The organism is Aeromonas simiae (assembly GCF_000820125.1).
GTDB classification, from domain to species: Bacteria; Pseudomonadota; Gammaproteobacteria; order Enterobacterales; family Aeromonadaceae; genus Aeromonas; species Aeromonas simiae.
Window position 1 is genome coordinate 63,422 of record NZ_CDBY01000034.1, and the last position, 24,075, is coordinate 87,496.

The 24,075-nt window shown below is 61.2% G+C and carries 24 protein-coding genes; 23 read left to right on the forward strand and 1 reads right to left on the reverse strand.

Annotated features, from left to right (window positions below; genetic code table 11):
* The first annotated feature begins 161 nt into the window (after positions 1–161).
* Positions 162–638 carry a DUF4442 domain-containing protein gene (locus BN1134_RS05465; RefSeq protein ID WP_042045765.1) on the forward strand — a complete coding sequence of 159 codons (477 nt, stop codon included), beginning with the start codon at positions 162–164 and terminating at the stop codon, positions 636–638.
* A 42-nt stretch (positions 639–680) separates the two neighbouring features.
* On the opposite strand, the gene rimO is transcribed toward BN1134_RS05465, so the two are convergent.
* Entirely contained in the window at positions 681–2,009 is a 1,329-nt protein-coding gene (gene rimO / locus BN1134_RS05470) for a 30S ribosomal protein S12 methylthiotransferase RimO (RefSeq protein ID WP_042045766.1), read from the reverse strand.
* Between the two features lie 214 nt (positions 2,010–2,223).
* Between rimO and fliE the strand changes: the two genes are divergently transcribed.
* From fliE to BN1134_RS05580, 22 genes are all read left to right on the forward strand, one after another.
* Entirely contained in the window at positions 2,224–2,541 is a 318-nt protein-coding gene (gene fliE, locus BN1134_RS05475) for a flagellar hook-basal body complex protein FliE (RefSeq protein ID WP_042045767.1), read from the forward strand.
* 11 nt (positions 2,542–2,552) lie between these two features.
* Positions 2,553–4,256 (forward strand): flagellar basal-body MS-ring/collar protein FliF, encoded by a 1,704-nt coding sequence (fliF, locus tag BN1134_RS05480; RefSeq protein WP_042045769.1) that lies wholly within the window; start codon positions 2,553–2,555, stop codon positions 4,254–4,256.
* Positions 4,249–5,307: a flagellar motor switch protein FliG gene (gene fliG, locus BN1134_RS05485; RefSeq protein WP_042045771.1), complete on the forward strand. Its 1,059-nt coding sequence runs from the start codon at positions 4,249–4,251 to the stop codon at positions 5,305–5,307. The genes fliF and fliG overlap by 8 nt, the downstream gene beginning before the upstream one ends.
* A gap of 3 nt (positions 5,308–5,310) precedes the next feature.
* Entirely contained in the window at positions 5,311–6,105 is a 795-nt protein-coding gene (gene fliH, locus BN1134_RS05490) for a flagellar assembly protein FliH (RefSeq protein WP_042045772.1), read from the forward strand.
* Positions 6,106–6,109: 4 nt separating this feature from the next.
* Entirely contained in the window at positions 6,110–7,441 is a 1,332-nt protein-coding gene (gene fliI, locus BN1134_RS05495) for a flagellar protein export ATPase FliI (protein ID WP_042045773.1), read from the forward strand.
* A gap of 13 nt (positions 7,442–7,454) precedes the next feature.
* A complete protein-coding gene (gene fliJ / locus BN1134_RS05500) occupies positions 7,455–7,895 on the forward strand; it encodes a flagellar export protein FliJ (RefSeq protein WP_042045776.1) in 441 nt (146 codons plus the stop codon).
* Between the two features lie 99 nt (positions 7,896–7,994).
* Positions 7,995–10,043, forward strand: a complete 2,049-nt coding sequence (locus tag BN1134_RS05505; RefSeq protein WP_042045777.1) for a flagellar hook-length control protein FliK — start codon at positions 7,995–7,997, stop codon at positions 10,041–10,043.
* 57 nt (positions 10,044–10,100) lie between these two features.
* The gene (fliL, locus tag BN1134_RS05510; protein ID WP_042045779.1) at positions 10,101–10,610 is read left to right on the forward strand and encodes a flagellar basal body-associated protein FliL; all 510 of its coding nucleotides are present in this window, start codon (positions 10,101–10,103) and stop codon (positions 10,608–10,610) included.
* A gap of 7 nt (positions 10,611–10,617) precedes the next feature.
* On the forward strand, positions 10,618–11,688 hold the full coding sequence (fliM, locus tag BN1134_RS05515) for a flagellar motor switch protein FliM (protein WP_042045780.1): 1,071 nt from the start codon (positions 10,618–10,620) through the stop codon (positions 11,686–11,688).
* Positions 11,689–11,721: 33 nt separating this feature from the next.
* The gene (fliN, locus tag BN1134_RS05520) at positions 11,722–12,117 is read left to right on the forward strand and encodes a flagellar motor switch protein FliN (protein ID WP_042045782.1); all 396 of its coding nucleotides are present in this window, start codon (positions 11,722–11,724) and stop codon (positions 12,115–12,117) included.
* Entirely contained in the window at positions 12,114–12,485 is a 372-nt protein-coding gene (gene fliO, locus BN1134_RS05525) for a flagellar biosynthetic protein FliO (RefSeq protein ID WP_042045783.1), read from the forward strand. Before fliN ends, fliO begins: the two co-directional genes overlap by 4 nt.
* Positions 12,472–13,218 (forward strand): flagellar type III secretion system pore protein FliP, encoded by a 747-nt coding sequence (gene fliP, locus BN1134_RS05530; RefSeq protein WP_042045784.1) that lies wholly within the window; start codon positions 12,472–12,474, stop codon positions 13,216–13,218. The genes fliO and fliP overlap by 14 nt, the downstream gene beginning before the upstream one ends.
* 9 nt (positions 13,219–13,227) lie before the next feature.
* On the forward strand, positions 13,228–13,497 hold the full coding sequence (gene fliQ / locus BN1134_RS05535) for a flagellar biosynthesis protein FliQ (protein WP_042045786.1): 270 nt from the start codon (positions 13,228–13,230) through the stop codon (positions 13,495–13,497).
* Positions 13,494–14,291: a flagellar biosynthetic protein FliR gene (gene fliR / locus BN1134_RS05540; protein ID WP_042045788.1), complete on the forward strand. Its 798-nt coding sequence runs from the start codon at positions 13,494–13,496 to the stop codon at positions 14,289–14,291. Before fliQ ends, fliR begins: the two co-directional genes overlap by 4 nt.
* The gene (gene flhB, locus BN1134_RS05545; RefSeq protein WP_042045790.1) at positions 14,284–15,414 is read left to right on the forward strand and encodes a flagellar biosynthesis protein FlhB; all 1,131 of its coding nucleotides are present in this window, start codon (positions 14,284–14,286) and stop codon (positions 15,412–15,414) included. Before fliR ends, flhB begins: the two co-directional genes overlap by 8 nt.
* 109 nt (positions 15,415–15,523) lie before the next feature.
* The gene (flhA, locus tag BN1134_RS05550; protein ID WP_042045791.1) at positions 15,524–17,626 is read left to right on the forward strand and encodes a flagellar biosynthesis protein FlhA; all 2,103 of its coding nucleotides are present in this window, start codon (positions 15,524–15,526) and stop codon (positions 17,624–17,626) included.
* Positions 17,627–17,639: 13 nt separating this feature from the next.
* Positions 17,640–19,049 (forward strand): flagellar biosynthesis GTPase FlhF, encoded by a 1,410-nt coding sequence (gene flhF, locus BN1134_RS05555; RefSeq protein ID WP_042045792.1) that lies wholly within the window; start codon positions 17,640–17,642, stop codon positions 19,047–19,049.
* A complete protein-coding gene (locus BN1134_RS05560) occupies positions 19,042–19,926 on the forward strand; it encodes a MinD/ParA family protein (RefSeq protein WP_042045793.1) in 885 nt (294 codons plus the stop codon). Before flhF ends, BN1134_RS05560 begins: the two co-directional genes overlap by 8 nt.
* Positions 19,919–20,635 carry an RNA polymerase sigma factor FliA gene (locus BN1134_RS05565; protein ID WP_042045794.1) on the forward strand — a complete coding sequence of 239 codons (717 nt, stop codon included), beginning with the start codon at positions 19,919–19,921 and terminating at the stop codon, positions 20,633–20,635. Before BN1134_RS05560 ends, BN1134_RS05565 begins: the two co-directional genes overlap by 8 nt.
* 125 nt (positions 20,636–20,760) lie before the next feature.
* Complete coding sequence (gene cheY / locus BN1134_RS05570; protein ID WP_005298814.1) at positions 20,761–21,132, forward strand: chemotaxis response regulator CheY; 372 nt, start codon at positions 20,761–20,763, stop codon at positions 21,130–21,132.
* Between the two features lie 11 nt (positions 21,133–21,143).
* A complete protein-coding gene (locus BN1134_RS05575; RefSeq protein WP_042045795.1) occupies positions 21,144–21,881 on the forward strand; it encodes a protein phosphatase CheZ in 738 nt (245 codons plus the stop codon).
* 11 nt (positions 21,882–21,892) lie between these two features.
* The gene (locus BN1134_RS05580; RefSeq protein WP_042045796.1) at positions 21,893–24,073 is read left to right on the forward strand and encodes a chemotaxis protein CheA; all 2,181 of its coding nucleotides are present in this window, start codon (positions 21,893–21,895) and stop codon (positions 24,071–24,073) included.
* Positions 24,074–24,075 lie beyond the last annotated feature (2 nt).

Here is a 24,075-nt window from a genome sequence, read left to right on the forward strand (position 1 = left end):
GCTAAGCGAACCATTATAGAGTTTTCGATTAACGAAAATAAACACGTAAATTCAAAGGCTTTTCTCCATTCAGCCCAAAGCCAGATTAGAGCAATCGCTCTTGAGGTACAGGCACGAATGTTGCTATGATGTAACTAATGTTACTGGTCGGATGAGAAGCAATGGAATGGCTCTTCCGGCGTGCCAGCCTGGTACGCCACGCCCTCAACTGGTGGCCTCCGTTCCGGGGCGCCGGGATCAAGATAGAAGCCTTGAGCGATGACTACCGCTATTGCCGGGTGGTGCTCAAGGCGCGCTGGTCGACCCGCAATGCCAATCGTACCCAGTTCGGCGGCAGCATGTTTGCGATGACCGATCCCATCTATCCCCTGATGCTGATGGGGTACTTCAAGAACCACTACTACGTCTGGGACAAGTCGGGCGACATCGACTACATCAAGCCGGGCAAGGGACCGCTGGTGGCCGAGTTCACCTTGAGCGACAGCTCGCTGGCCGCCATCGTGGCGGCGACCGAAGGGGGGGATAAGCACTTCCCTGAATTCAGCGTCTCCATCCAGGATGGCAAGGGGGAGGTGGTGGCCAAGGTGCGCCGCACCCTCTATGTGCGTAAGCGGCGCGAGCACCGGAGCTGCGCCTGAAAACAGAGAAGCCCCGCACTGCGGGGCTTCTTGCTACCAGGGTCAGACCAGGCTGCCCCACAAGTCGTACTCGTCGGCGTGCTCTATCTGCACCCGCACCAGATCGCCCGGCTTGAGGGTGGTGGCGCCATTGAGGTAGACCAGACCGTCGATCTCCGGCGCATCGGCCATGGAGCGACCGGTCGCCCCCTCTTCGTCCACCTCGTCGATCAGCACGTCCATCTGCTGGCCTACCTTGCGGGCGAGCTTGCGGATGGAGACCTGCTGTTGCAGCTCCATGAAGCGCTGGAAGCGCTCTTCTTGAACCTCTTCCGGCACCGGATCCGGCAGCTCGTTGGCCTTGGCCCCTTCTACCGGGCTGTATTTGAAGCAGCCAACCCGATCCAGCTCTGCCTTGTCGATGAAGTCGAGCAGCATTTGGAACTCTTCTTCGGTCTCGCCGGGGAAGCCGACGATGAAGGTGGAGCGCAGGATGATCTCGGGGCAGATCTCGCGCCACTTCTGGATGCGCTCCAGGGTGCGCTCGACAGTGCCCGGGCGCTTCATCAGTTTCAGGATGCGCGGGCTGGCATGTTGCAGCGGAATGTCGAGGTAGGGCAGTACCTTGCCATCGCGCATCAGCGGGATGACGTCATCCACGTGCGGGTAGGGGTAGACGTAGTGCAGGCGCACCCACATGCCGAGCTTGGAGAGCTCCTCGCACAGGGCCACCATGCTGGTCTTGACCGGCATGCCGTCGTAAAAGCCGGTGCGGTGCTTCACATCAACCCCATAGGCGGAGGTGTCCTGAGAGATGACCAGGATCTCTTTGACGCCGGCCTCTTTGAGGCGTTTGGCCTCGGCCAGCACCTCACCGATGGGGCGGCTCACCAGATCCCCGCGCATGGAGGGGATGATGCAGAAGGTGCAGCGGTGGTTGCACCCTTCGGAGATCTTCAGATAAGCGTAATGACGCGGGGTGAGCTTGACCCCGTGGGCCGGCACCAGGCTGGTGAAGGGGTTGTGGGTCGGCTTGGCGACGTACTTGTGGACGTGACCCAGCACCTCTTCATAGGCGTGCGGGCCGGTGATCTCGAGTACCTTGGGGTGGATTTCGCGGATCTGATCCTCTTTGGCGCCGAGGCAGCCGGTGACGATCACCTTGCCGTTTTCAGAGAGCGCCTCGCCGATGGCCTCGAGGGATTCTTGCACCGCGCTGTCGATGAAACCGCAGGTGTTGACCACCACCAGTTCCGCATCGTCATAGCTGGGTACCACATCGTACCCTTCGGTACGCAGTTGGGTCAGAATGCGCTCGGAGTCGACCAGGTTCTTCGGGCAACCGAGCGAGACAAAGCCGACTTTTGGCGGCTGGTTGGGGGTGCTGCTCATTCACTCATGCTCACAGTGCATTAAAGGCGCGGGATTTTACCAGCATGAGGGGCACAAACAAAGGCCAAAAACTGTACGCAAAGAGAGCGCTGGAAAAATGCGCGGCCCGGTCGAGGCTGGGGCGTGCAATCGGAGATAATCGCGCGGGTTTTTCCTCTCTGGCATCTTGATTGCATACACCGAGACAGCGTCAATCATTTGTCCGGGAGTCAACATGGAAATCAACGCAACCAATCTGCTGCAGGAGATGCAGGGGCTCAAGATCGAGGCGGGCAACAGTCTGGGGGCCCAGCCGAGCCAGAATGTTGGCGCCGATTTCGGCAGCATGCTGAGCCGGGCGCTCGACAACGTCAATGAGCTGCAAGGTCAGGCGAACGATCTGCGCACCCGCTTTGACATGGGGGATCGCTCCATCGATCTTTCCGATGTCATGATTGCGGGGCAAAAATCCACCATCGCCTTCGAGGCGACGGTGCAGGTTCGCAACAAGGTGGTCGAGGCGTACAAGACCATCATGAATATGCCAGTGTAAGGAACTAGCCTGTGGCCACGGAACAGAACGGCGATCTCCTGCTGCAAGACGGCGCCGCCACCTTGGATGAGCACGAGCAGAAGAGCTCGGCGTTTGGCAGCATCCTCTCCAACAGCGACATCCTGCGCCAGATCACCCTGATCCTGGGGCTGGCCATCTGCCTGGCTATCGCGGTTTTCATCCTGCTGTGGGGCAAAGAGCCCGACATGCGGCCGCTGGGTACCTTCAGCACCGAACAGCTGGTGAAAACCCTCGATTACCTCGATCAGCAGAAGATCCCCTACGAGGTGGATGGCAAATCGGTGCTGGTCAATGCCGAGAAGTACCCCGATATCCGCTTGCAGTTGACCCGTGCCGGGCTGGGCGCCGCGGATGACAGCGCCATCGGCGGTGAGGACATCCTGCTCAAGGACTCGAGCTTCGGCGTGAGCCAGCGGATGGAGGCCGAGCGTCTCAAGCTGAGCCGGGAGCGCCAGCTGGCCAGCGCCATCGAGCAGTTCCAGTCGATCGCCAAGGCCCAGGTGCTGCTGGCCATCCCGAAAGAGAACGTGTTTGCCCGCAACGAGCGCAAGCCGAGCGCCACCGTGGTGGTCAGCCTCAAGGGGGCGGCGCTTGAGCAGGGCACGGTCGATGCCATCGTCGACATGGTGGCCTCCGCCGTGCACGGCCTGGAGCCGAGCCGGGTCACCGTCACCGATCAGGGGGGGCGCCTGCTCAACTCCGGCTCCCAAGACCCGATCGCGGTGCAGACCCGCCGCGAGTTTGCGATGCAGCAAAAGCAGGAGCTCGAATACAAACAGAAAATTGACGCCATCCTGATCCCGGTGCTCGGCGCCGATAACTACACCGCCGAGGTGGATCTCGCCCTCGACTTCACTCAGCAGGAGCAGACCCGCAAGACCTTCAACCCGGACTTGCCTGCGGTGCGCTCCGAGATGACCATGGAGGAGAACAGCGCCAACGGTCAGAGCCAGGGAGTCCCCGGCGCCCTTTCCAACCAGCCGCCCGCCAACGCCACCATTCCCGAGCAGGCCACCGGCGCCAATGCCGCCAGCAGTTCGGGCCGCTCGCGTAAAGAGGCAACCCGCAACTTCGAACTCGACACCACGGTGAGCCACACCCGGCGTCAGATGGGGGGGATCCGCCGCATGACGGTCTCGGTGGCGGTCGACTACAAGACGGCTCCGGCGGGGGCCGATGGCAAGATAAACCGTGAGCCGCGTAGTCAGGCCGAGCTCGATACCCTGCGCCGGGTGCTCAGCGGTGGCCTTGGCTTCGACGTGACCCGTGGCGATACCTTGGAGGTGGTCACCATCCCCTTCAACCGTCCCGAGCTCGATGCGGTGGCCGAGCCCCCCCTCTACGATCAGCCCTGGTTCTGGCGCGCCGTGCGTATCGCCGCCTCGGTGCTCATCATCATCGTGCTCATCGTGACCGTGGTGCGGCCCATGCTCAAACGGCTGCTCTATCCGGATGCCAGACCCGAGCATGAGGTGGATCTGGACAACCACACCGTGCTGGGGGGCGACGACGAGTTGAGCCTGCTGGCCGCTCAGGCCGAGGCCGAGCCGGTGTTTGGTCTGCGCGATGGTCATCTCAAGCTGCCTGACCTGCACCGTGACGAAGATTTGCTCAAGGCTGTGCGCGCTCTGGTAGCGAATGAACCCGACCTGGCGGCCCAGGTCATCAAGGAGTGGGTAACCAAAGATGCCTGATAGCAATAACCAAGTGACCGGCAACGACATCACCGATGCCCAGCGTCAGATCCTTGACAACATGAGTGGCATGGAGATGGCGGCCGTGCTGATGCTGAGCCTCAACGAAGAGGACGCGGCGCAGATCTTCCGCCATCTCGAGCCCAAGCAGGTGCAGCGCCTTGGCATGTCGATGGCCTCCATGTCGGATTTCAGCCACGACCGGGTTGCGGCGGTGCACCGCCAGTTTATCGACGACATTCAGAAGTACACCAACATCGGGATCGGCAGTGAGGACTTCGTGCGCAAGGCCTTGGTGGCCGCGCTCGGTGAAGACAAGGCCAGCAACCTGGTCGATCAGATCATCCTCGGCTCCGGGGCGCGCGGGCTCGATTCGCTCAAGTGGATGGATGCCCGCCAGGTGGCCAGCATCATCCAAAACGAGCACCCGCAGATCCAGACCATCGTCCTCTCCTACCTCGAGCCCGAGCAGTCGGCCGAGATCTTGAGCCAGTTCCCGGAGCAGGTGCGCCTCGATCTGGTGATGCGTATCGCCAACCTCGAAGAGGTGCAACCGGCGGCGCTGCAAGAGCTCAACGACATCATGGAGAAGCAGTTCGCCGGCGCGGCTGGTGCCCAGGCGGCCAAGATGGGCGGCCTGAAGGCGGCGGCCAACATCATGAACTACCTCGACACCAACGTCGAAGGGCAGTTGATGGACGCCATCCGCGATGCCGACGAGGAGATGAGCCAGCAGATCCAGGATTTGATGTTCGTGTTCGAAAACCTCATCGATGTGGACGATCGCGGCATCCAGACCCTGCTGCGCGAGGTGCCGGGGGATCTGTTGCAGCGGGCCCTCAAGGGCTCGGACGATCAGATGCGCGAGAAGGTGTTCAAGAACATGTCCAAGCGGGCGGCCGAGATGCTGGCCGACGATCTGGAGGCGATGGGCCCGATCCGCGTCTCCGAGGTGGAGGCGGCGCAAAAGGAGATCCTCTCCATCGCCCGCCGTCTGGCCGATGCCGGCGAAATCATGCTGGGCGCCGGTGGTGGCGACGAGTTCCTGTAAGCCATGAGCGATCGCAAGTTAAGGGGTTACCTGCGCCCGGAGCAGGATGGCATCGAGGTGCAGGACTGGGGCTGGCCGCAGATGGAGAGCGGCCCGCAGATGGAGAGCAATGCCCTGGGGCTGGCGCCTGACTGGTATCAGCACGAGGAGCCCGAGCCCGAGGCAGACGCTGAGCCGGAGCCGACACCCACCCTGACCGCCGAGGAGCTGGAGGCGATCCGCCAGGCCGCCTGGGAGGAGGGGATGCAGGAGGGGCGTGAGGCCGGTTTTGCCAAGGGGCTCGAAGAGGGCAAGCTCGAAGGGTTACAGCAGGGGCACGCTGCCGGTCTCGAGCAGGGGCGTGAGGAGGGGCTCGCCATGGGGCGCGAGCTGGTTGAGCAGGCGGTCGCTCACTGGCAGCAGCTCGCCTCCCGCCTCGCCACCCCCTTGGCCGAGCTGGACGACGAGGTGGAGCAGCAACTGCTGAGCCTGACTTTGCAGCTGACCAAGGCCCTGATCAAGCACGAGGCCGAGACCTCGCCCCGGTTGCTGCTGGCCGCCCTCAAGGAGGGGCTGGCCCAGTTGCCGGCGGCCGAGAGCGGCGTCACCTTGCAACTGCATCCGGAGGACGTGGAGCGGGTGGTGGCCGCCTTTGGCGCCGAAGAGTGCGAAAAGCGCGGCTGGCGCCTCGAGGCCGACCCCACCCTTTCCCTCGGCGACGTGCAGCTCGCCACCACGCTGTCTAGCATCGACATGCAGCTGGAGGCCCGCATCAATCAGCTGCTGCGCAACTTCCTGCGCGACAACCACGGGGAGTAAGCCCATGCATCGCACTCTGCTCAGCCGCATGCAACGCTATCGGGTGGCCGACATCGCCCCGCGCACCCCGGTCGCCGGCAAGTTGACGCGGGTGGTGGGGCTGACTTTGGAGGCGGTCGGGTGCCGCGCCGCCATCGGCTCACTGTGCCGCATCGATACCCTCGATGGGGTGCTTGAGGCCGAGGTGGTCGGCTTTGCCGGCGAGCGGCTCTACCTGATGCCGAGCGAGCAGCTCAAGGGGGTGATCCCCGGCGCCAGGGTGGTGCCCCTCTCCGAGGAGCAGGGCATTCCGGTCGGCATGAGCCTGCTCGGCCGGGTCATCGATGGCATCGGCCAGCCGCTCGACGGGCTCGGCCCCATTCTCACCGCCCACACCGCCCGTTTCGCCGCTCGCGGCATCAACCCGCTGGCCCGCCGCCCGATCCATCAGCCGATGGACGTGGGGGTGCGTGCCATCAATGCGGTGTTGACCGTGGGGCAGGGGCAGCGGATGGGGCTGTTTGCCGGCTCGGGGGTCGGCAAGTCGGTGCTGCTTGGCATGATGACCCGTGGCTCGGTGGCCGACGTGGTGGTGGTGGGCCTCATCGGGGAGCGGGGCCGGGAGGTGAAAGAGTTCATCGAGGAGATCCTCGGCGTCGAGGGGCGCGAGCGCGCCGTGGTGGTGGCGGCCCCCGCCGATGCCTCGCCGCTGATGCGCCTCAAGGGGTGCGAAACCGCCATCACCATCGCCGAGTATTTCCGCGATCAGGGGCTGAACGTGCTGCTCTTGATGGATTCACTGACCCGCTACGCCCAGGCCCAGCGCGAGATAGCCCTGGCGGTCGGCGAGCCGCCGGCGACCAAGGGCTACCCGCCTTCGGTGTTCGCCAAATTACCGGCGCTGGTGGAGCGAGCCGGCAACGGCGGGGAGGGGCAGGGCTCCATCACGGCCTTTTTCACCGTGTTGACCGAAGGGGATGATCTGCAAGATCCCATCGCCGATGCGGCGCGCGCCATCCTCGACGGCCACATCGTGCTGTCGCGCGAGCTGGCCGATGCCGGCCACTACCCGGCCATCGACATCGAAAAGTCGATCAGCCGGGTCATGCCTCAGGTCACCTCGCCCGAACACCTGCAACTGGCGCGGCTGCTCAAGCAGTATTACTCCCTCTACCAGCAGAACCGTGATCTCATCAGCATCGGCGCTTACAGCCAGGGGGCCGATCCGCGCATCGACCGCGCCATCTTGCAAAAGCCCTATCTGGATCAGTTCTTGCAGCAAGGGATGCGCGAGGTGGTCGGCTATGACACCGGGCTGGCCGAGCTGGAGATGGTGACGGGGCCGCTCAACCGATGAGTAAGGAGGCGCGATGAGCAAGGGGTTGCAACTGTTGGCCGGTCAACTGGCCGAGGCGGAGCAGCGCTGCGCCATGGCGCTGGCCAAGGCGCGCCAGGATCTCAAGCTCTTCATGGAGCAGCAGGAGGCGCTCAGCCACTACCGCCAGATCTACCAGCAGCAGTGGACCGAGCGCGGCCTGCAAGGGATCGCCGCCCAGCAGAACGTGCAGTACCAGGCCTTCATCAACAAGCTGCAACTGGCCGCAGAGCAGCAGTATGAGGGGGTATTGCAGGTGCGCCAGGCGGTGGAGCAGCGCAAGCAGGAGTGGCTCGCCACCCAGCAAAAGCGCAAGGCGGTGGAGCTGTTGCTGGCCAAGCAGGCCGAGCGGGCTCGCCAGAAGGCGGAGCGCCAGGAGCAGAAAATGCTGGATGAGTTCGCCACCCGCAGCTACCTGCATCGGCCTCAGCCGTAACCCGTCAAGATAATGGCCCGGTAGTTGCATTCTACCGGACAGGCACCTTGGCCCGTCCGCTCTTGCGTGACCTGACGACAACCAGAGCAGGAGTTCATCATGACAGCCCCATCCCTTCTTACTCTTTCCGCCGGCGCATCCGAGCCGCTGCAGGGCGCACGTCCGGCAAAGAGCGGTGTGCCCGAAGAGAGCTTCGCCCTCTGGCTCTCCCCCGATTCGGCCGAGCAGGGCGATGTGCCTGTCAGCGAAAAAGAGGTGAGTAAAGAGGCCTCGGCGCAGGAGAAGCAGGGGGACGCGCTGCCGGAGGGCGGCGAAGAGTTGCCGCTCGATCTGCTCAGCCGCCTCGAAGCCTCGCTGCACACCTGCACCCAGCTGGTGATGGCGGCGCCGAGCGCAGGGCTGGGGGAGCAGGAGGCGCCGCCGCTGGACGAGGGGGAGTTAGTGGCCGCGCGCCCCATGGCGGTGGCTGCACCGGTAAAGCGTGACGCCGCCGATGCCGTACAGGGGGCTGCGCTCGCCGCTGCGGGGCAGGCCAAGGGCGCCGTCCCCTCGGCGCCACTCCCCGATGCTGAGGTGAGGCCGGCTCCCGATGGCGACTCGCCGCATAATGAGGGCGGTATTGCGCTATCTCGCTTGCAGGCTGCCGGAATGCAGGTGGTCGATGCGCAGCCCGAGCCGGTCGAGACGCCCCGTTTGCCAGGGGCAGACAAAACCGCGATAACTACGGCGCAAACTACGCCGCAAACCATGGCGCAGGCTCCGCTCAAGCAGAGTGAGCCCAGTGCCGTTGTCTCTCCTAACCAGATGCAGGACGCCCACCTCTTCACGGTGGCCCCCCCGGCGACCGATGCCGCGTTTTTGCCGGAGGCGCCCGTACAGGACGAGGGGGCGCCTCACCTTGCTCAGCAGGCTGAGCCCCGAGTCACGCAGCAACGGGTCGCGGCATCCGATGGCGCGGCCGTGTTGGCCGTGGAGGTGAGCGAGCCGGCCGCCGCGCAGGCAAGTGGAGCCAAAGCGCTGCGCCCCGAGGAGGCCAAGGGACACACCGCCACTATGCTGGGCGCCACTACGCTGGGCGACACTCGGCCTCAGCCGGCCTCTGCGGTTCATCCCTCCCCCAAGGAGGCGGGCACGCCCCCAGAAGAGCCGGCTGCCACTGCAAACCAGATGAAGCAAGAGCCGGTGGCTGGCGCCGCGCCCCGCGCGCCTCAGGAGGGCGCTGCACCGGTGACCCATGAGCGCCGCGCCATTCACCGCTCAGAGCCGGCCCAAGAGAGCCCGGCCAAGGAGGCGGTTGCAGAGACCAAGGCCAGCAGCTGGGCGGCGTCGCTACAGGGAAGCGGGGCGCATCAGGAGCAAAAAAACCGGGAGGCTGCGCCGGTGAGTCAAGAGCAGGCGCTGGCCCGCGCCGCCTCGCTGCAACCGGCCCAGGCAACCATGGGGGGAGAGCGCTCGCTGGGGGGACCGGGGGCGCATGAACATCAACCCGATGAGATGCTGAAGGTTCCTGAGGGGGAGCGGCGCGCCGAGGGGTCGCTAGCTGCCCGTCAGGAGCCCCAACCGGCTGCGGTGCAGAGCGAGGCCGCGCCGCAGAGCGCAGTGCAACATGGCAGTGCCCAGCACGGCGCGCTGACCCAAAGCGCCGAGGGGGCGCAGGGCCAGAGTGCCGCTGTGCAGGGGGAGCGGCGCGATACCCTGCTCGGGTCGCAGCGATTGCAGGGAGAGCAGGTGCCGGCCGAGTTGCAGCAGAAGGTCAATGTGATGCTGACCGAGCGGTTGCAGCAGGCCGAGCTGCAACTTGACCCCATGGGGCTTGGCAAGATGAAAATCCAGATCCAGCTTGGTCAGGAGCAGCAGGTCAGCGTTCACTTCGTGGTACAACATGGCCAGACCCGCGATCTGGTCGAGCAGAGTATGCCGCGCCTGCGCGACATGCTGGCCGGGCAGGGGATTACCCTCGGGCAGACCCAAGTGCAGCAGCAGTTCCAGCACGCCGGTCAGCAGGCGCAGGCCGGTGCTGGCCAGGGCGGCGGGCAGGGGCGAGGCCATCCCCAAGGGGAGGCGACGACAGCGGCTCAACCACAACCGGCGGCGACCCGGTTGCCGAGGGAATCGGCAAACGGTCGCGGAATCGATTTCTATGCTTGAAGCCGCCTGCGGCAACTATATGATAATGAAAAACTTACATGACACGGTGGGCTCACGATGGCGGACGACAGCGAACTGACCCTGAAAGAGAAGGGCGGTGGTAAGAAGAAACTCATCCTCATAGCTGTGGCTGCCCTGGTGTTGATCGGGGGCGGGGTCGGTGCCTGGCTCATGCTCGCGGGCCCTGCCCAGCCCTCTGCCGAAGAGACCGCCAAGGCCAGTCCCGCACAGGCCGAGCCACAGCGCCAGCATGCGCTCTACGTGGGCATGCCACGCCCCTTTGTCTTCAATGTCAGTGGTCAGGATCGCGATCGCCTGGTGCAGATCAAGGTGCAACTGATGGTGCGTGGGGGGGCCAGCGAGGCGTTGGCCAAGCAGCATATTCCGCTGATTGAGGGCACCTTGCTGCGCGTCTTTAGCGCCGCCAGTGCCGAGCAGCTGATGACGTTTGAGGGCAAGGAGAAGCTGCGCAGTGATGCGTTGGCCGAGACCCAGCGCGTACTCAAGGAGCTCACCAAGGAAAACGTGGTGGAGCAGGTGCTCTTTACCGGTTTTGTGATGCAGTAGGTGACATGTGAGTGATCTGTTAAGCCAAGACGAAATCGATGCCCTGCTGCACGGGGTGGACGAGGTTGAGGAAGAGGAGATTATCAGCGGCGACAGCCACGGCGTCGCCTCGTTTGATTTCTCGTCCCAAGATCGTATCGTGCGCGGTCGCATGCCGACCCTGGAGCTGGTGAATGAACGCTTCGCCCGCCACATGCGCATCAGCCTGTTCAACATGATGCGCCGCACCGCCGAGGTCTCCATCAACGGGGTGCAGATGCTGAAATTCGGCGAGTACGTCCACACCCTGTTTGTCCCAACCAGCCTGAACATGGTGCGCTTTCGTCCCCTCAAGGGGACGGCCCTCATCACCATGGAGGCGCGTCTGGTCTTCATCCTGGTGGAGAACTTCTTCGGCGGCGATGGCCGCTACCACGCCAAGATCGAGGGACGCGAGTTCACCCCCACCGAGCGGCGCATCATCCAGATGCTGCTCAAGCTGGTGTTCGAGGATTACAAGGACGCTTGGGCCCCGGTGATGGACGTCGGCTTTGAATACCTCGACTCGGAAGTGAACCCGGCCATGGCCAACATAGTGAGCCCCACCGAGGTGATCGTGGTGAGCTCGTTTCACATCGAACTCGACGGCGGGGGCGGTGATTTTCACGTGGCCATGCCCTACTCGATGCTCGAGCCCATCCGCGAGCTGCTCGATGCCGGTGTCCAGAGCGACAAGGGGGACACCGACGTGCGCTGGAGCAAGGCGCTGCGTGATGAGATCATGGACGTCAAGGTCGAGATCAAGGCCAAGCTGCTCGAGGCGGAGCTGACCCTGCGTGAGCTGATGGAGCTGCAACCGGGCGACATCATCCCGGTCGAGATGCCGGAAAACGTGCTGGTGTCGGTCGAGGAGTTGCCCACCTTCCACGCCAAGATGGGGCGCACCAAGGAGAAGGTGGCGCTCAAGATAGTCGACAAGCTCAAGCGACCCGACACCGTGAAGACCGAGATGCATCTGGTGACCCGTGGCGGGGTGCGCATCGATGGTGAAGCCGAGCTCGAGGAGCTCGAACGCAGCATTGAAGATCAACAGCAGTAGCAGGCCAAGGGCCCAGCATAAGGAACGCAAAGCATGAGTGGAAACGACGAAGACCAGGATCTGATGGCGGATGCCTGGGCCGCAGCGCTCGATGAGCAAGAACATGCCGAGGTGAAAGCGGCCCCTCTTGAGGAGCTCAAAGAGGATGCCCCCATCTCGGCCGAGGAGCGGCGCAAGCTCGACACCATACTCGATATCCCGGTGACCATCTCGATGGAGGTGGGGCGCAGCCAGATCAGCATTCGTAACCTGTTGCAGCTCAACCAGGGCTCCGTGGTCGAGCTGGACCGGGTCGCCGGTGAGCCTCTCGACGTGCTGGTGAACGGCACCCTGATCGCCCATGGCGAGGTGGTGGTGGTGAACGACAAGTTCGGTATCCGCCTGACCGACGTCATCAGCCAAATTGAACGGATCAAGAAACTCAAATGATACGCCTGCTGTTGTTGTTATTGCCGCTGCCCGCCCTGGCTGAGGCGGCCGGGGCCTCGGTGCCGAGTCTCGGCTCTTGGCTGCTCTCCAGCCTGCTGGTGATCGGTCTCATCGTGCTGCTCGGTGTGCTGCTCAAAAAGACCCGCCTCTCCCAGGCCCTTAACGGCGGCCAGATGAAGGTGGTGGCCACGCTGCCGCTCGGCGTGAAGGAAAAACTGATGGTGGTGCGGGTCGGCGAGCAGCAGTTTCTGCTGGGGGTGACCCCGCAGCAGGTGAGCTTTCTCTCCCGGCTTGAGACGCCGCTTGACGAAACCCAGCCCTTTGCGCAGCAACTGGGTCAATTGATGAAAAAAGATGAAAAAGCCTAGCCTGCTCTGGTTCCTGCTGCTCCTGGCCGCGCCGCTGTGCTTCGGCCAGGATGGCATGTCGGCGGTGACCGTCACCACCAACCCCGATGGCAGTCAGGAGTACAGCCTGACGCTGCAGGTGCTGGCGCTGATGACGGCCCTTTCGTTCCTGCCCGCCATCGTCATCATGATGACCTCGTTTACCCGCATCATAGTGGTGCTGGGGATCCTGCGTCAGGCGATCGGGTTGCAACAGAGCCCCTCCAACCAGGTGCTGGTGGGCATCGCCCTGTTCATGAGTTTTTTCGTCATGTCTCCGGTGCTCGATCGCATCAACAGCGAGGCGCTGCAACCCTATCTGGACGAGACCATCAGCGCCAAGGTGGCGCTGGAGAAGGCGCAGGCTCCCCTGCATCAGTTCATGCTGGCCCAGACCCGGGTCAAGGATCTCAACACCTTCATGGAGATCGCCAACATCAAGGCGGACACGCCGGAGACGGTGCCGATGCGGGTGCTGATCCCGGCCTTTGTCACCAGTGAACTCAAGACCGCCTTCCAGATAGGTTTCATGCTGTTTCTGCCGTTTCTGGTGATTGACCTGGTGGTGGCGAGTATTTTGATGGCGATGGGGATGATGATGCTCTCGCCCATGCTGGTGTCGCTGCCGTTCAAGCTGATGCTGTTTGTGATGGTCGATGGCTGGAACCTCATCATGGGCAGTCTGGCCACCAGTTTCGGCCTGGGGGCCGGCTAAGGAGGCGCCATGTCACCGGAAACCTTCGTCGACGTCTTTCGTGAGGCGCTCTGGATCGTCACCCTGATGGTCTGCGCCGTGATCATCCCGAGCCTGCTGGTGGGGTTGGTGGTGGCGGTGTTCCAGGCGGCCACTTCGATCAACGAACAGACCTTGAGCTTTCTGCCACGCCTCATCGTGACCCTGCTGGCGCTGGGCGTCGGGGCTCACTGGGGATTGCAGACCCTGATGGACTTCTTCGTCATGCTGGTCAATCAGATCCCCGAGGTCGTGGGATGACCTTCTCTGCCGGCCTCATCATGGAGTGGCTGGCCTCCATCGTCTGGCCACTGTGCCGTATCGGCGGCCTGCTGATGGTGATGGCGGTGTTCGGCAGCCGGTTGGTGCCGATGCAGGTGCGCATCCTGCTCACCTTGGCCATCACCCTGGTGGTGGCCCCCCTGCTGCCGGCCATGCCGGCCGTCGAGCTGTTCTCGCTGCGCGGTTTTCTGGTGACCGGCCAGCAGGTGCTGATCGGGATTGCCATGGGGCAGGTGACCCTGTTTCTCACCGAGACCTTCGTCATCGCAGGCCAGGTGATCGCCATGCAGACCAGCCTGGGATTTGCCTCGCTGGCCGACCCCATGAACGGCCAGTCGACCCCCGTGGTCGGCCAGTTTTACCTGATGCTGGCCACCTTGGTGTTTCTCGCCGTGGATGGCCATCTGGTGCTGCTGCGGCTGGTGATCTTAAGTTTTCAGACCCTGCCGGTCTCCGAGAGCGGTCTCACCGGCTTGATGTATCGGGATCTGGCCTCGTTTCTTGGGATCATGTTCCAGGCGGCGCTGCTTATCTCGCTCTCGGCCATCATCGCCCTGCTGCTCATCAACTTCTCGTTCGGGGTGATGACCCGGGCGGCGCCGCAGCTCAACGTCTTCAGTATCGGTTTTGCGGTCAGCATGATCGCCGGCCTGTTCATCCTCTGGCTCACCCTCGGCAGCTTCACCGATCACTTCGGCCGCCTCTGGCAGCAGGTGCAGGAGGTGGAGTGCCAAATCATCGGCATCAGCTGCCCAGGAGGCATCAGTGGCTGAAACCGATCAGGAGCGCTCGGAGCTACCCACAGGTAAACGACTGCAACAGGCGCGCGAGAAGGGGCAGATCCCCCGCTCGCGAGAGCTGGGCACGGCGGCGGTGCTGCTCTCGGCCTGTTTTGCTCTGCTGATGCTGAAAGAGACGCTAGCCGGAGCCCTGATCAAGGTCTTCAAGACCGGCTTTAGCTTGCAGCGGGATCAGGTGTTTGACCCCTATGCCATGGGCGATCTGCTGGCCACCTTGCTACGGCAGATGATGGCGCCGCTCGGCCTGCTCTTCTTGCTGGTGGCGCTGGCGGCCTTTGCCGGCAACATCCTGATGGGGGGCTTTAACTTCTCGAGCGAGGCGATGGCCCCCAAGTTCAGCAAGCTCAATCCCCTCAGTGGCCTCAAGCGGATGTTCGGGGTGCAGTCACTGGTGGAGCTGATCAAGTCCATTGCCAAGGTGCTCTTCATCGCCCTGTTTGCCTGGTGGTTGCTCTCGAGTCAGTTTGAGCACCTGATGAACCTCTCTTTCGAGGGGTTTCCTGGCGGCGTCATCGACGCGCTGGAGCTGCTGCTGTGGATGGTGGTGGTGCTGTGCTGCTCGCTGCTGCCGATTGTTGCCATCGACGTGCCGTTCCAGCAGTGGAACCACATGCGCCAGCTCAAGATGACCAAGCAGGAGGTCAAGGACGAGTTTCGTGACAGCGAGGGTAAGCCCGAGGTGAAGGGGCGGATCCGTCGTTTGCAGATGGAGATGGCCAACCGGCGCATGATGGTCGACGTGCCCAAGGCGGATGTGGTGATCACCAACCCGAGCCACTACTCGGTGGCGCTCAAGTACGATCCCAAGCAGCCCAAGGCGGCCCCCAAGGTGGTGGCCAAGGGGGTCGACGAGGTGGCGATGAAGATCCGCGAGATTGCCCGCGAGTATCAGATCCCCGTGCTGCCGGCGCCGGCTCTGACCCGCGCCATTTATCACAGCACCGAGCTGGGTCGGGAGATCCCCGAGGGGTTGTTTGCCGCCGTGGCCCAGGTGCTGGCCTATGTTTACCAGCTCAGGGCGTTTCGTCGTGGCAAGGGGCAGCGACCGCGGCCGCTGGCGCCGGATCTGCCGATACCGGATGAGCTCAGGCGTTGACAAACTTCTGACGCCGCAATAAAAAGTTGTTCATATTCACAGTGTTATCTTGGTGGAATGGTTCTTGCTTTGGATTGCCTATCGTATTGATGGCAAAGCGTGACCGCAGATGGAAATGACGCAGGTGCTGACCCGGCTTAAAGGGTATCGTGGCATGGTGAGCAAGGGGCTGGGGACGCCCCTGCTAGTGCTGGCCGCGTTGGGCATGGTGGTGCTGCCGATGCCGGCCATGCTGCTCGACATTCTCTTCTCGTTCAACATAGCGCTGGCCATGGTGGTGCTGCTGGTGGCGGTTTACACCCGGCGCCCCCTCGATTTTGCCGCCTTCCCCACCGTGCTGCTGATCGCGACCTTGCTGCGACTGGCGCTCAACGTCGCCTCGACCCGGGTGGTGCTGCTGGAGGGCCATAATGGCCCGGATGCAGCCGGTCACGTCATCGAGGCGTTCGGCTCTGTGGTCATCGGCGGCAACTACGCGGTCGGTCTCATCGTCTTCCTCATCCTGATGATCATCAACTTCGTGGTGGTCACCAAGGGGGCGGGACGGATCTCGGAAGTGAGCGCCCGTTTCACCCTGGATGCCATGCCCGGCAAGCAGATGGCCATCGACGCGGATCTCAACGCCGGTCTCATCAATCAGGAGGAGGCCAAGAAGCGTCGCCATGAAGTGACCTCGGAGGCGGACTTCTACGGCTCGATGGACGGTGCCTCCAAGTTCGTCAAAGGGGATGCCATCGCCGGCATCATGATCCTGTTTATCAACATCATCGGTGGCTTCATCATCGGCATGGTGCAGCACGCCCTGAGCTTCGGCGATGCCACCCGCATCTACACCCTGCTCACCATCGGCGACGGCCTAGTGGCCCAGATCCCTTCGCTGCTGCTCTCCATCGCGGCGGCGCTTATCGTTACCCGTCAGAACACCGATCAGGACATGGGCCAGGCCATGCTGGGCCAGCTGTTTAGCAATCCGAAGTCACTGATCATCACCTCCGCCATCCTGCTGGTGATGGGGGTGGTACCGGGTATGCCCCACTTTGCGTTTCTCTCCCTCGGGTTGCTGTGTGCCGGCATCTCGTGGTGGCTGCTCAAGCTGGAGCAGCGCCGCGCGGCGCAGCCCAAGCAGGAGAAGGGCAGCGGCGAGGCGCATCCGTCCCATGAGCCGCGCGATCTGAGCTGGGATGACGTGATGCCGGTCGACATCATCGGCCTGGAGGTGGGTTATCAGCTGATCCCGTTGGTCGATCGCGCCCAAGGAGGAGAGCTGCTCAACCGCATCAAAGGGGTGCGCAAGAAGCTCTCCCAAGATCTCGGTTTTCTGGTGCCGCCGGTGCATATCCGCGACAATCTGGATCTGCCGCCGAATCAGTACCGTATCACCCTAATGGGGGTCACCACGGGAGAGGCCAGCATCTATCAGGACAAGGAGATGGCGATCAATCCGGGTCAGGTTTTTGGCACGCTCTCGGGCATTGAGGCGCGCGACCCCGCCTTCGGACTGGAGGCTGTGTGGATCGGCCGGGATCAGGTCTCCCATGCCCAGACGCTGGGCTATACGGTGGTCGATGCGGCGACCGTGGTGGCCACCCATCTGAGCCAGATCCTCGCCAGCCATGCCTCCTTGCTGCTGGGCCACGACGAGGCGCAGCAACTGCTGGATCTGGTGGCCAAGCATCAGGCCAAGCTGGTCGATGGTCTGGTGCCGGAGGTGATCAGCATGGGCAACCTGGTCAAGGTGTTGCAGAACCTGCTGACCGAAGGGGTGCCGATCCGCGATATGCGCACCATATTGCAGACCCTGGTCGAATATGCCCCGCGCAGCCAGGATCCGGACGTGCTGACCGCCGCCTGCCGTATCGCCCTGCGTCGCTTGATTGTGCAAGAGATCACGGGCGGCGAGAGCGAGCTGGCTGTCATCACCTTGGCACCAGAATTGGAACGCATATTGCATCAATCTTTGCAGGCAGGTGGCAACGAAGGGGCCGGCATTGAGCCGGGGCTGGCAGAGCGGATGCAACGCTCGCTCGCCGATGCCTCCCAGCGTCTTGAGCTGGAAGGACAATCCGCCGTGTTGCTGACCTCGGGTATCTTGCGCAATACCCTGGCGCGGTTCGTGAAAAATGCGATCCCGGGATTGCGTGTCCTGTCCTACCAGGAAGTCCCTGACGACAAGCAGATCCGTATCGTCAGTGCGGTCGGGCAGAACCAGTGAGCGGAGATGACAGGTGAAGATTAAGCGGTTTTTTGCCAAGGACATGAGAACGGCGCTGGCCGAGGTCAAAGAGACACTCGGGCCGGACGCGGTGATCATGTCCAACAAGAAGGTGACCGGAGGGGTGGAGATTGTCGCTGCTGTCGACTATCAAGCCCAGCTGGTGCCGTCGCGTGAGCCTGCCCCCGCTCGTGCTGCGCTCGGAGAAGAGCGCGTCAATATTTCGTCGACTGCCCGCCAGATGACGACCGCAAAACCGTCACCGTCAAAAGAGGAGCACTACGCCGACAGTTTGGCGGCCCTGCTGGCGCGTCAGCAACAGATCAACGGTCAGGGCGCTCGCCCTGCGGCGGGCAACAACGGTGCCCCCAAGACGCTGGCCGAACAGGCGCAGTGGGAGGCACCCGCAGCGCCTAAGAGTGCGCCGAGCGCAGCCTCTCGCTCTCCCGCCCGCCCGGTCCAGGCCACTCGTGAACAGAGTCGGGATCGCGAGCTGGAGGGGATGCGTAACGAGATGGCCAGCATCCGCAAGCTGCTTGAGCATCAGATTTCCGGTCTGATGTGGCAGGAGGTGGAGCGCCGTGAGCCGATGCGGGCCCTGCTCATCAAGGAGCTCAAAAAGATAGGGTTCGAGGATGCGTTCGCCGACCAGTTGGCGGGGATCATCCCAGAAGATATGCCGCTGCATCAGGCCATGGCCCAGTTAGCAGAAATACTGACGACCCAGCTCAAGGTGGGGGATGACGAAATCCTGCGCCGTGGGGGGGCCGTGGCGCTGCTTGGCCCGACCGGGGTGGGTAAGACCACCACGATTGCCAAACTGGCCGCTCGCTTTGCCATGAAGTACGGCGCTGAACAGGTGGCGCTGATCACGACCGACAACTATCGCATTGGTGCCCACGAGCAGTTGCAGACATATGGGCGTATCATGGGGTGCCCGGTGCGCCAGGTGCGCGATGCCGAAGAGTTGGCTGCGGCGCTCTATCAATTTCGCCACCGTAGGTTGGTGCTCATCGATACCGCGGGGATGGGGCAGCGTGACATCCGTCTGACCGAGCAGCTCGATACCCTGGTCAAACACGCCAAGGTGCGCATTCGCAGCTATCTAGTGATGGCGGCCACCGCCCAGCGCAGGGTGATGCAGGAGGCGGTCGATCATTTCAAGCGGATCCCGCTCAGTGGCTGCATCCTGACCAAGATTGATGAGAGCCTCAATCTGGGAGAAGTAATTAACGTATGTATCCAGAATGCGCTGCCGGTCAGCTATGTGACCGACGGTCAGCGTGTTCCGGAAGATATTCAGGTTGCTGATGCCGCCTATCTGGTCGGCTCGGCACTGGGCTCGCTGGAGCAGCAGGTGGAAGAGCCCTATTTCTGGGGAGCTGGCTTCGGTGAGGCGGAAGATTCGGAGTTCTATGAGTAACGTAAATATGGATCAGGCAAGCGGGCTGCGCAGAATGCACCATAACAACCGGGTCAAGGTGATCGCCGTCTCGGGCGGCAAGGGTGGCGTGGGCAAGACCAACGTGACCCTGAATGTCGCCGGCACCATGGCGGCGCAAGGTAAGCGAGTCATGGTATTGGATGCCGACCTGGGTCTTGCTAACGTCGACGTGATGTTAGGGTTGCGGGTGCATCGCAACCTCTCACACGTGCTGGCTGGCGAATGTACCCTCGACGATATCATCATCGAGGGGCCCAACGGCATGATGATAGTGCCGGCCACCTCGGGGACTCAGTCGATGGTGGAGCTCTCAGCGGCCCAACATGCGGGGCTCATTCGCGCCTTTAGCGAAATGAAGACGGCCGTCGACGTGCTGATGGTCGACACGGCGGCAGGGATCTCTGACATGGTGCTGAGCTTTGCCCGCGCCGCCCAGGACATCATGGTGGTGGTGTGCGACGAGCCCACCTCGATCACAGACGCCTATGCCCTCATCAAGATCCTCTCCAAGGATCACGGCGTGTTTCGCTTCAAGGTGGTGGCTAACATGGTGCGCAGCCTGCGCGAAGGGCAGGAGCTGTTTGCCAAGCTGACCCGGGTGACCGATCGTTTCCTCGATACCTCGCTCGAGTTGGTGGCCTGTATTCCCTATGACACCAACCTGCGCCAAGCCGTGCGCAAGCAAAAGTTGATCGTCGATGCCTTTCCCAAGTCGCCAGCCTCGTTGGCGTTCCGTGCCCTGGCTAATAAGGCGGCCAGCTGGCCGATCCCAAACCAGCCCGGCGGCCATCTGGAGTTTTTCCTGGAAAGCCTGTTGCAAAAACCGGTTGTCATAAAGGAAGGTTCTCGTGAATAAAGCCCAAGCCTATCTTCGCCATCAGGACTCTTATGCGCTGGTCGAGCGGCACGCTCCCTTGGTCAAGCGGATTGCTCAACATTTGCTGGCACGTTTGCCCAGTAGTGTATTGCTCGATGATTTGGTTCAGGCGGGGATGATTGGGCTTATCGAGGCGTCCCGTAATTTTGATGGCAGCAAGGGGGCAAGCTTCGAGACCTATGCCGGGATCCGTATCCGCGGTGCCATGCTCGATGAAATTCGCCGTGGCGACTGGGTGCCCCGTTCGGTGCACCGAAATAGCCGGATGATTGCCGAGGCGATCGACAAGGTAGAGAAACAACATGGCCGCGATGCCCGTGATACCGAGGTCGCGAGTCAATTAGGGGTCTCCCTGCACGAGTATCACAGCATGTTGCAGGATGTCTCCTGTGGCAAGATCATCGGCATCGAAGATCTGGGTGTCAGCGAGGATGTGATCGGTGGGGAGGGGGCCTGTGAACGACATGGCTATGAAGAGTTAGCGAGCGATCGTTTCCAAATAGCGCTCGCTGAGAATATATCGCGTCTGCCTGAGCGGGAGGCGCTGGTACTCTCTCTTTATTACGATGAGGAGCTCAATCTGCGTGAAATCGGTGAGATCCTCAACGTGAGCGAATCGAGGGTCAGCCAGATCCATAGTCAGGCAATGCACAGATTGCGCGCTAGATTGCGAGATTGGCAAGTATAACTCTTTGTACTGACTACACTAAAACAGCGCTATAGGGCATAATAGCCGCCATTCTGCCTATTTAATACGGTATCAACACCGGTTGCTATACGGCTGCCGACTAGGAGGGAATTTTGGACAAGAACATGAAAATCCTCATTGTTGATGATTTCTCGACAATGCGTCGGATTATCAAGAACTTGCTAAGAGATCTTGGCTTTAATAATACCCATGAGGCCGATGATGGCAACACCGCCCTGCCCATGCTGAAAAATGGTGACTTTCAGTTTGTTGTGACCGACTGGAACATGCCTGGCATGCAAGGGATTGACCTGCTCAAGGCCATTCGCGTGGATGATAAGCTCAAGCATCTGCCGGTGCTGATGGTGACCGCCGAAGCCAAGCGTGAACAGATCATTGAGGCGGCCCAGGCCGGCGTCAATGGCTATATCGTCAAGCCTTTTACCGCAGCGACCTTGAAAGAGAAGCTGGATAAGATCTTCGAACGGATTGGCTAAGGAGCTTTCCAATGATGGCTAAGGCGAGCTCATTGATCACCCTTGAGCAGGCAAAGTTGCTCGTCTCTTTGCTTGAACAGGGTGAATATACTAAAGCGGATAATTTGCTGGCCGAAGCGTGTGCACCTAATGCTCACACTCTGTTCGAAAAGGTAGGGCAACTGACTCGTCAATTGCATACCTCGCTGCAGGAATTTTGCATCGACTCCAGAATCCCCGTATTGGCGACCCACGAGATCCCCGATGCTCGAGAACACTTGAATTATGTCATTGATATGACAGATAAAGCGGCCAATCGCACTATGGATGCGGTTGAGGCTAGTCTGCCCATCGCCGATCGTCTCAACGATAGCATTCAAGCCGTGTTACCTCATTGGCAGCTCCTGATGAATCGTTCTCTGGATCTCGGCCAATTTAAGGTTTTGTGCCATCAACTCGATGATTTTCTCAAGTCTTCTGAATCTGACGCCGATATATTAAGAAAACGACTAACTGAAATCCTGATGGCTCAGGATTTTCAGGACCTCACTGGCCAGATGATCCGCCGGGTCATCAAATTGGTTCAGGAGATTGAAATTAAACTGGTTGAAATGTTGACGATGTTTGGTGATGTCGGTACCGAGGTGCCACAGAGCCCGACACGCAGCGCGCTAGAGGCCGAAGGGCCCATTATCAATGCCCAAGATCGCGATGACGTGGTCAATGGTCAGGATGATGTGGACGATTTGCTCTCTAGCCTGGGATTTTAATGGGGTGACGAATGGGCTTTGATGTTGATGAAGATATACTGCAGGACTTTCTGGTCGAAGCATCCGAAATCTTGGAGCAACTATCAGAGCAGCTCGTCGAGCTGGAGAAACGCCCTGATGACAGTGCTCTACTGAACGCTATTTTTCGGGGGTTCCACACAGTTAAAGGTGGTGCAGGCTTCCTTTCATTGACTGAGTTGGTCGACGCTTGCCACGGCGCCGAGAACGTCTTTGACATTCTGCGTAATGGCAAGCGCCGCGTAACGCCAGAGCTGATGGATGTTATCCTGCAGGCGTTGGATGCCATCAATGGCATGTTCAGCCAGGTGCAAAACCACGAGCCGCTGAGCCCGGCTTCTGATGACTTGTTGCATGATCTGCATGAACTTTGCAAACCGGAAGGCTCTGAACAGCTGAAAACCGCGTCATTGGGAAGCGAACCTCCTGTGGTGGAGATGGCCCTTCCTGAGCCGGAACCAGAGCCGGTTGTGGCCGATGTCATGCCGACAACCAGTGGCTCCATTGATGAGATGACGGACGACGAGTTCGAGCGTCTGCTCGATGAACTGCACGGTAGTAACAAGGCGCCGAGTGCGACCCAGAGCCCAAGCATCGAAGTGAGCAGTAGTGATGTCATCAGTGTCGATGAGCACGGAGACATGACGGACGATGAATTTGAGGCGTTGCTGGATCAATTACATGGTAAGGGTCAGCATGGCGGCTCGGTCGTCAATCCACTGCAATCGGTACAACAGGAAGTCGATCAACTGATCGATGACGATGAGTTCGATCGCCTGCTGGATCAGCTGCATGGTGCCGGGCAGGGGCCAACTGTCAAGAATGAGGCTCCGGTGATCCAGGCCCCCAGTGTGGCGGCAGCTCCTAAGGTTGAGCCTTCTAAGAAGGCCGAGGTTTCCGCTCCGGTTCCTGCTGCGGCCCCTAAGCCAGAAAGCAAGGTCGAATCCAAGCCTGTCGCGGCGCCCAAGGCTGCCAGCGAGAGCAAGGACAACAGCGCGCAAGGGGACACCACGGTTCGTGTCGACACCAAGACGCTGGATGTCATCATGAACATGGTGGGTGAGCTGGTTCTGGTGCGTAACCGCTTGGTCAGCCTGGGGATTGCTAGCAACGACGAGGATATGTCCAAGGCCGTTGCCAACCTGGATGTGGTCACAGCCGATCTGCAAGGCGCGGTCATGAAGACCCGCATGCAGCCCATCAAGAAGGTATTTGGCCGTTTCCCACGCGTTGTTCGTGACTTGGCCCGCTCCCTGAAAAAAGAGATTGAACTGGTTCTGATCGGAGAAGAGACCGATCTCGACAAGAACCTGGTCGAGGCACTGGCTGATCCACTGGTGCACTTGGTGCGCAACTCCTGTGACCATGGCGTTGAGATGCCGGATGCTCGTGAAGCGGCGGGCAAGCCACGCAAGGGAACGATCACTCTGAGTGCCTCCCAGGAGGGGGATCACATCCTGCTCTGTATTGAGGATGATGGCGCCGGTATGGATCCAGAGAGGCTCAAGTCGATCGCCATCGAGCGTGGGATTCTGGATTCCGATGCCGCTGCGCGCATGAGCGACAACGAAGCCTATAACCTCATTTTTGCTGCTGGTTTCTCAACGAAAAAGGATATTTCTGAGATTTCCGGGCGTGGAGTGGGGATGGACGTGGTGAAAACCAGCATCATCCGTCTCAATGGCTCGATTCATATTGACTCGACCAAGGGTAAGGGGACGCGCCTTGAGATCAAGGTACCGCTCACGCTGGCGATTCTGCCGACCTTGATGGTCGAGGTGGGCAAGCAGACATTTGCCTTGCCATTGAGCTGCGTTAATGAAATTTTCCATCTGGATCTCAAGAAAGCCAATATGGTGGATGGGCAACTGACCATCATAGTGCGCGACAAGGCTATCCCGCTCTTTTATTTGAAACAGTGGCTGATGAAGGGAAATCGTGACCATAAAGCTCGGCAAGATGTGGGACACGTGGTGATCGCCCAAATCGGTATCCAGCAGATTGGTTTTGTCGTGGATAACCTCATCGGTCAGGAAGAGGTCGTTATTAAGCCTCTCGATAAGTTGCTACAGGGGACGCCTGGTATGGCTGGAGCAACCATTACCAGCGATGGTGGCATTGCTCTCATCCTTGATGTACCCAGCTTGCTCAAGACCTATGCTCGCCGGCACTGATG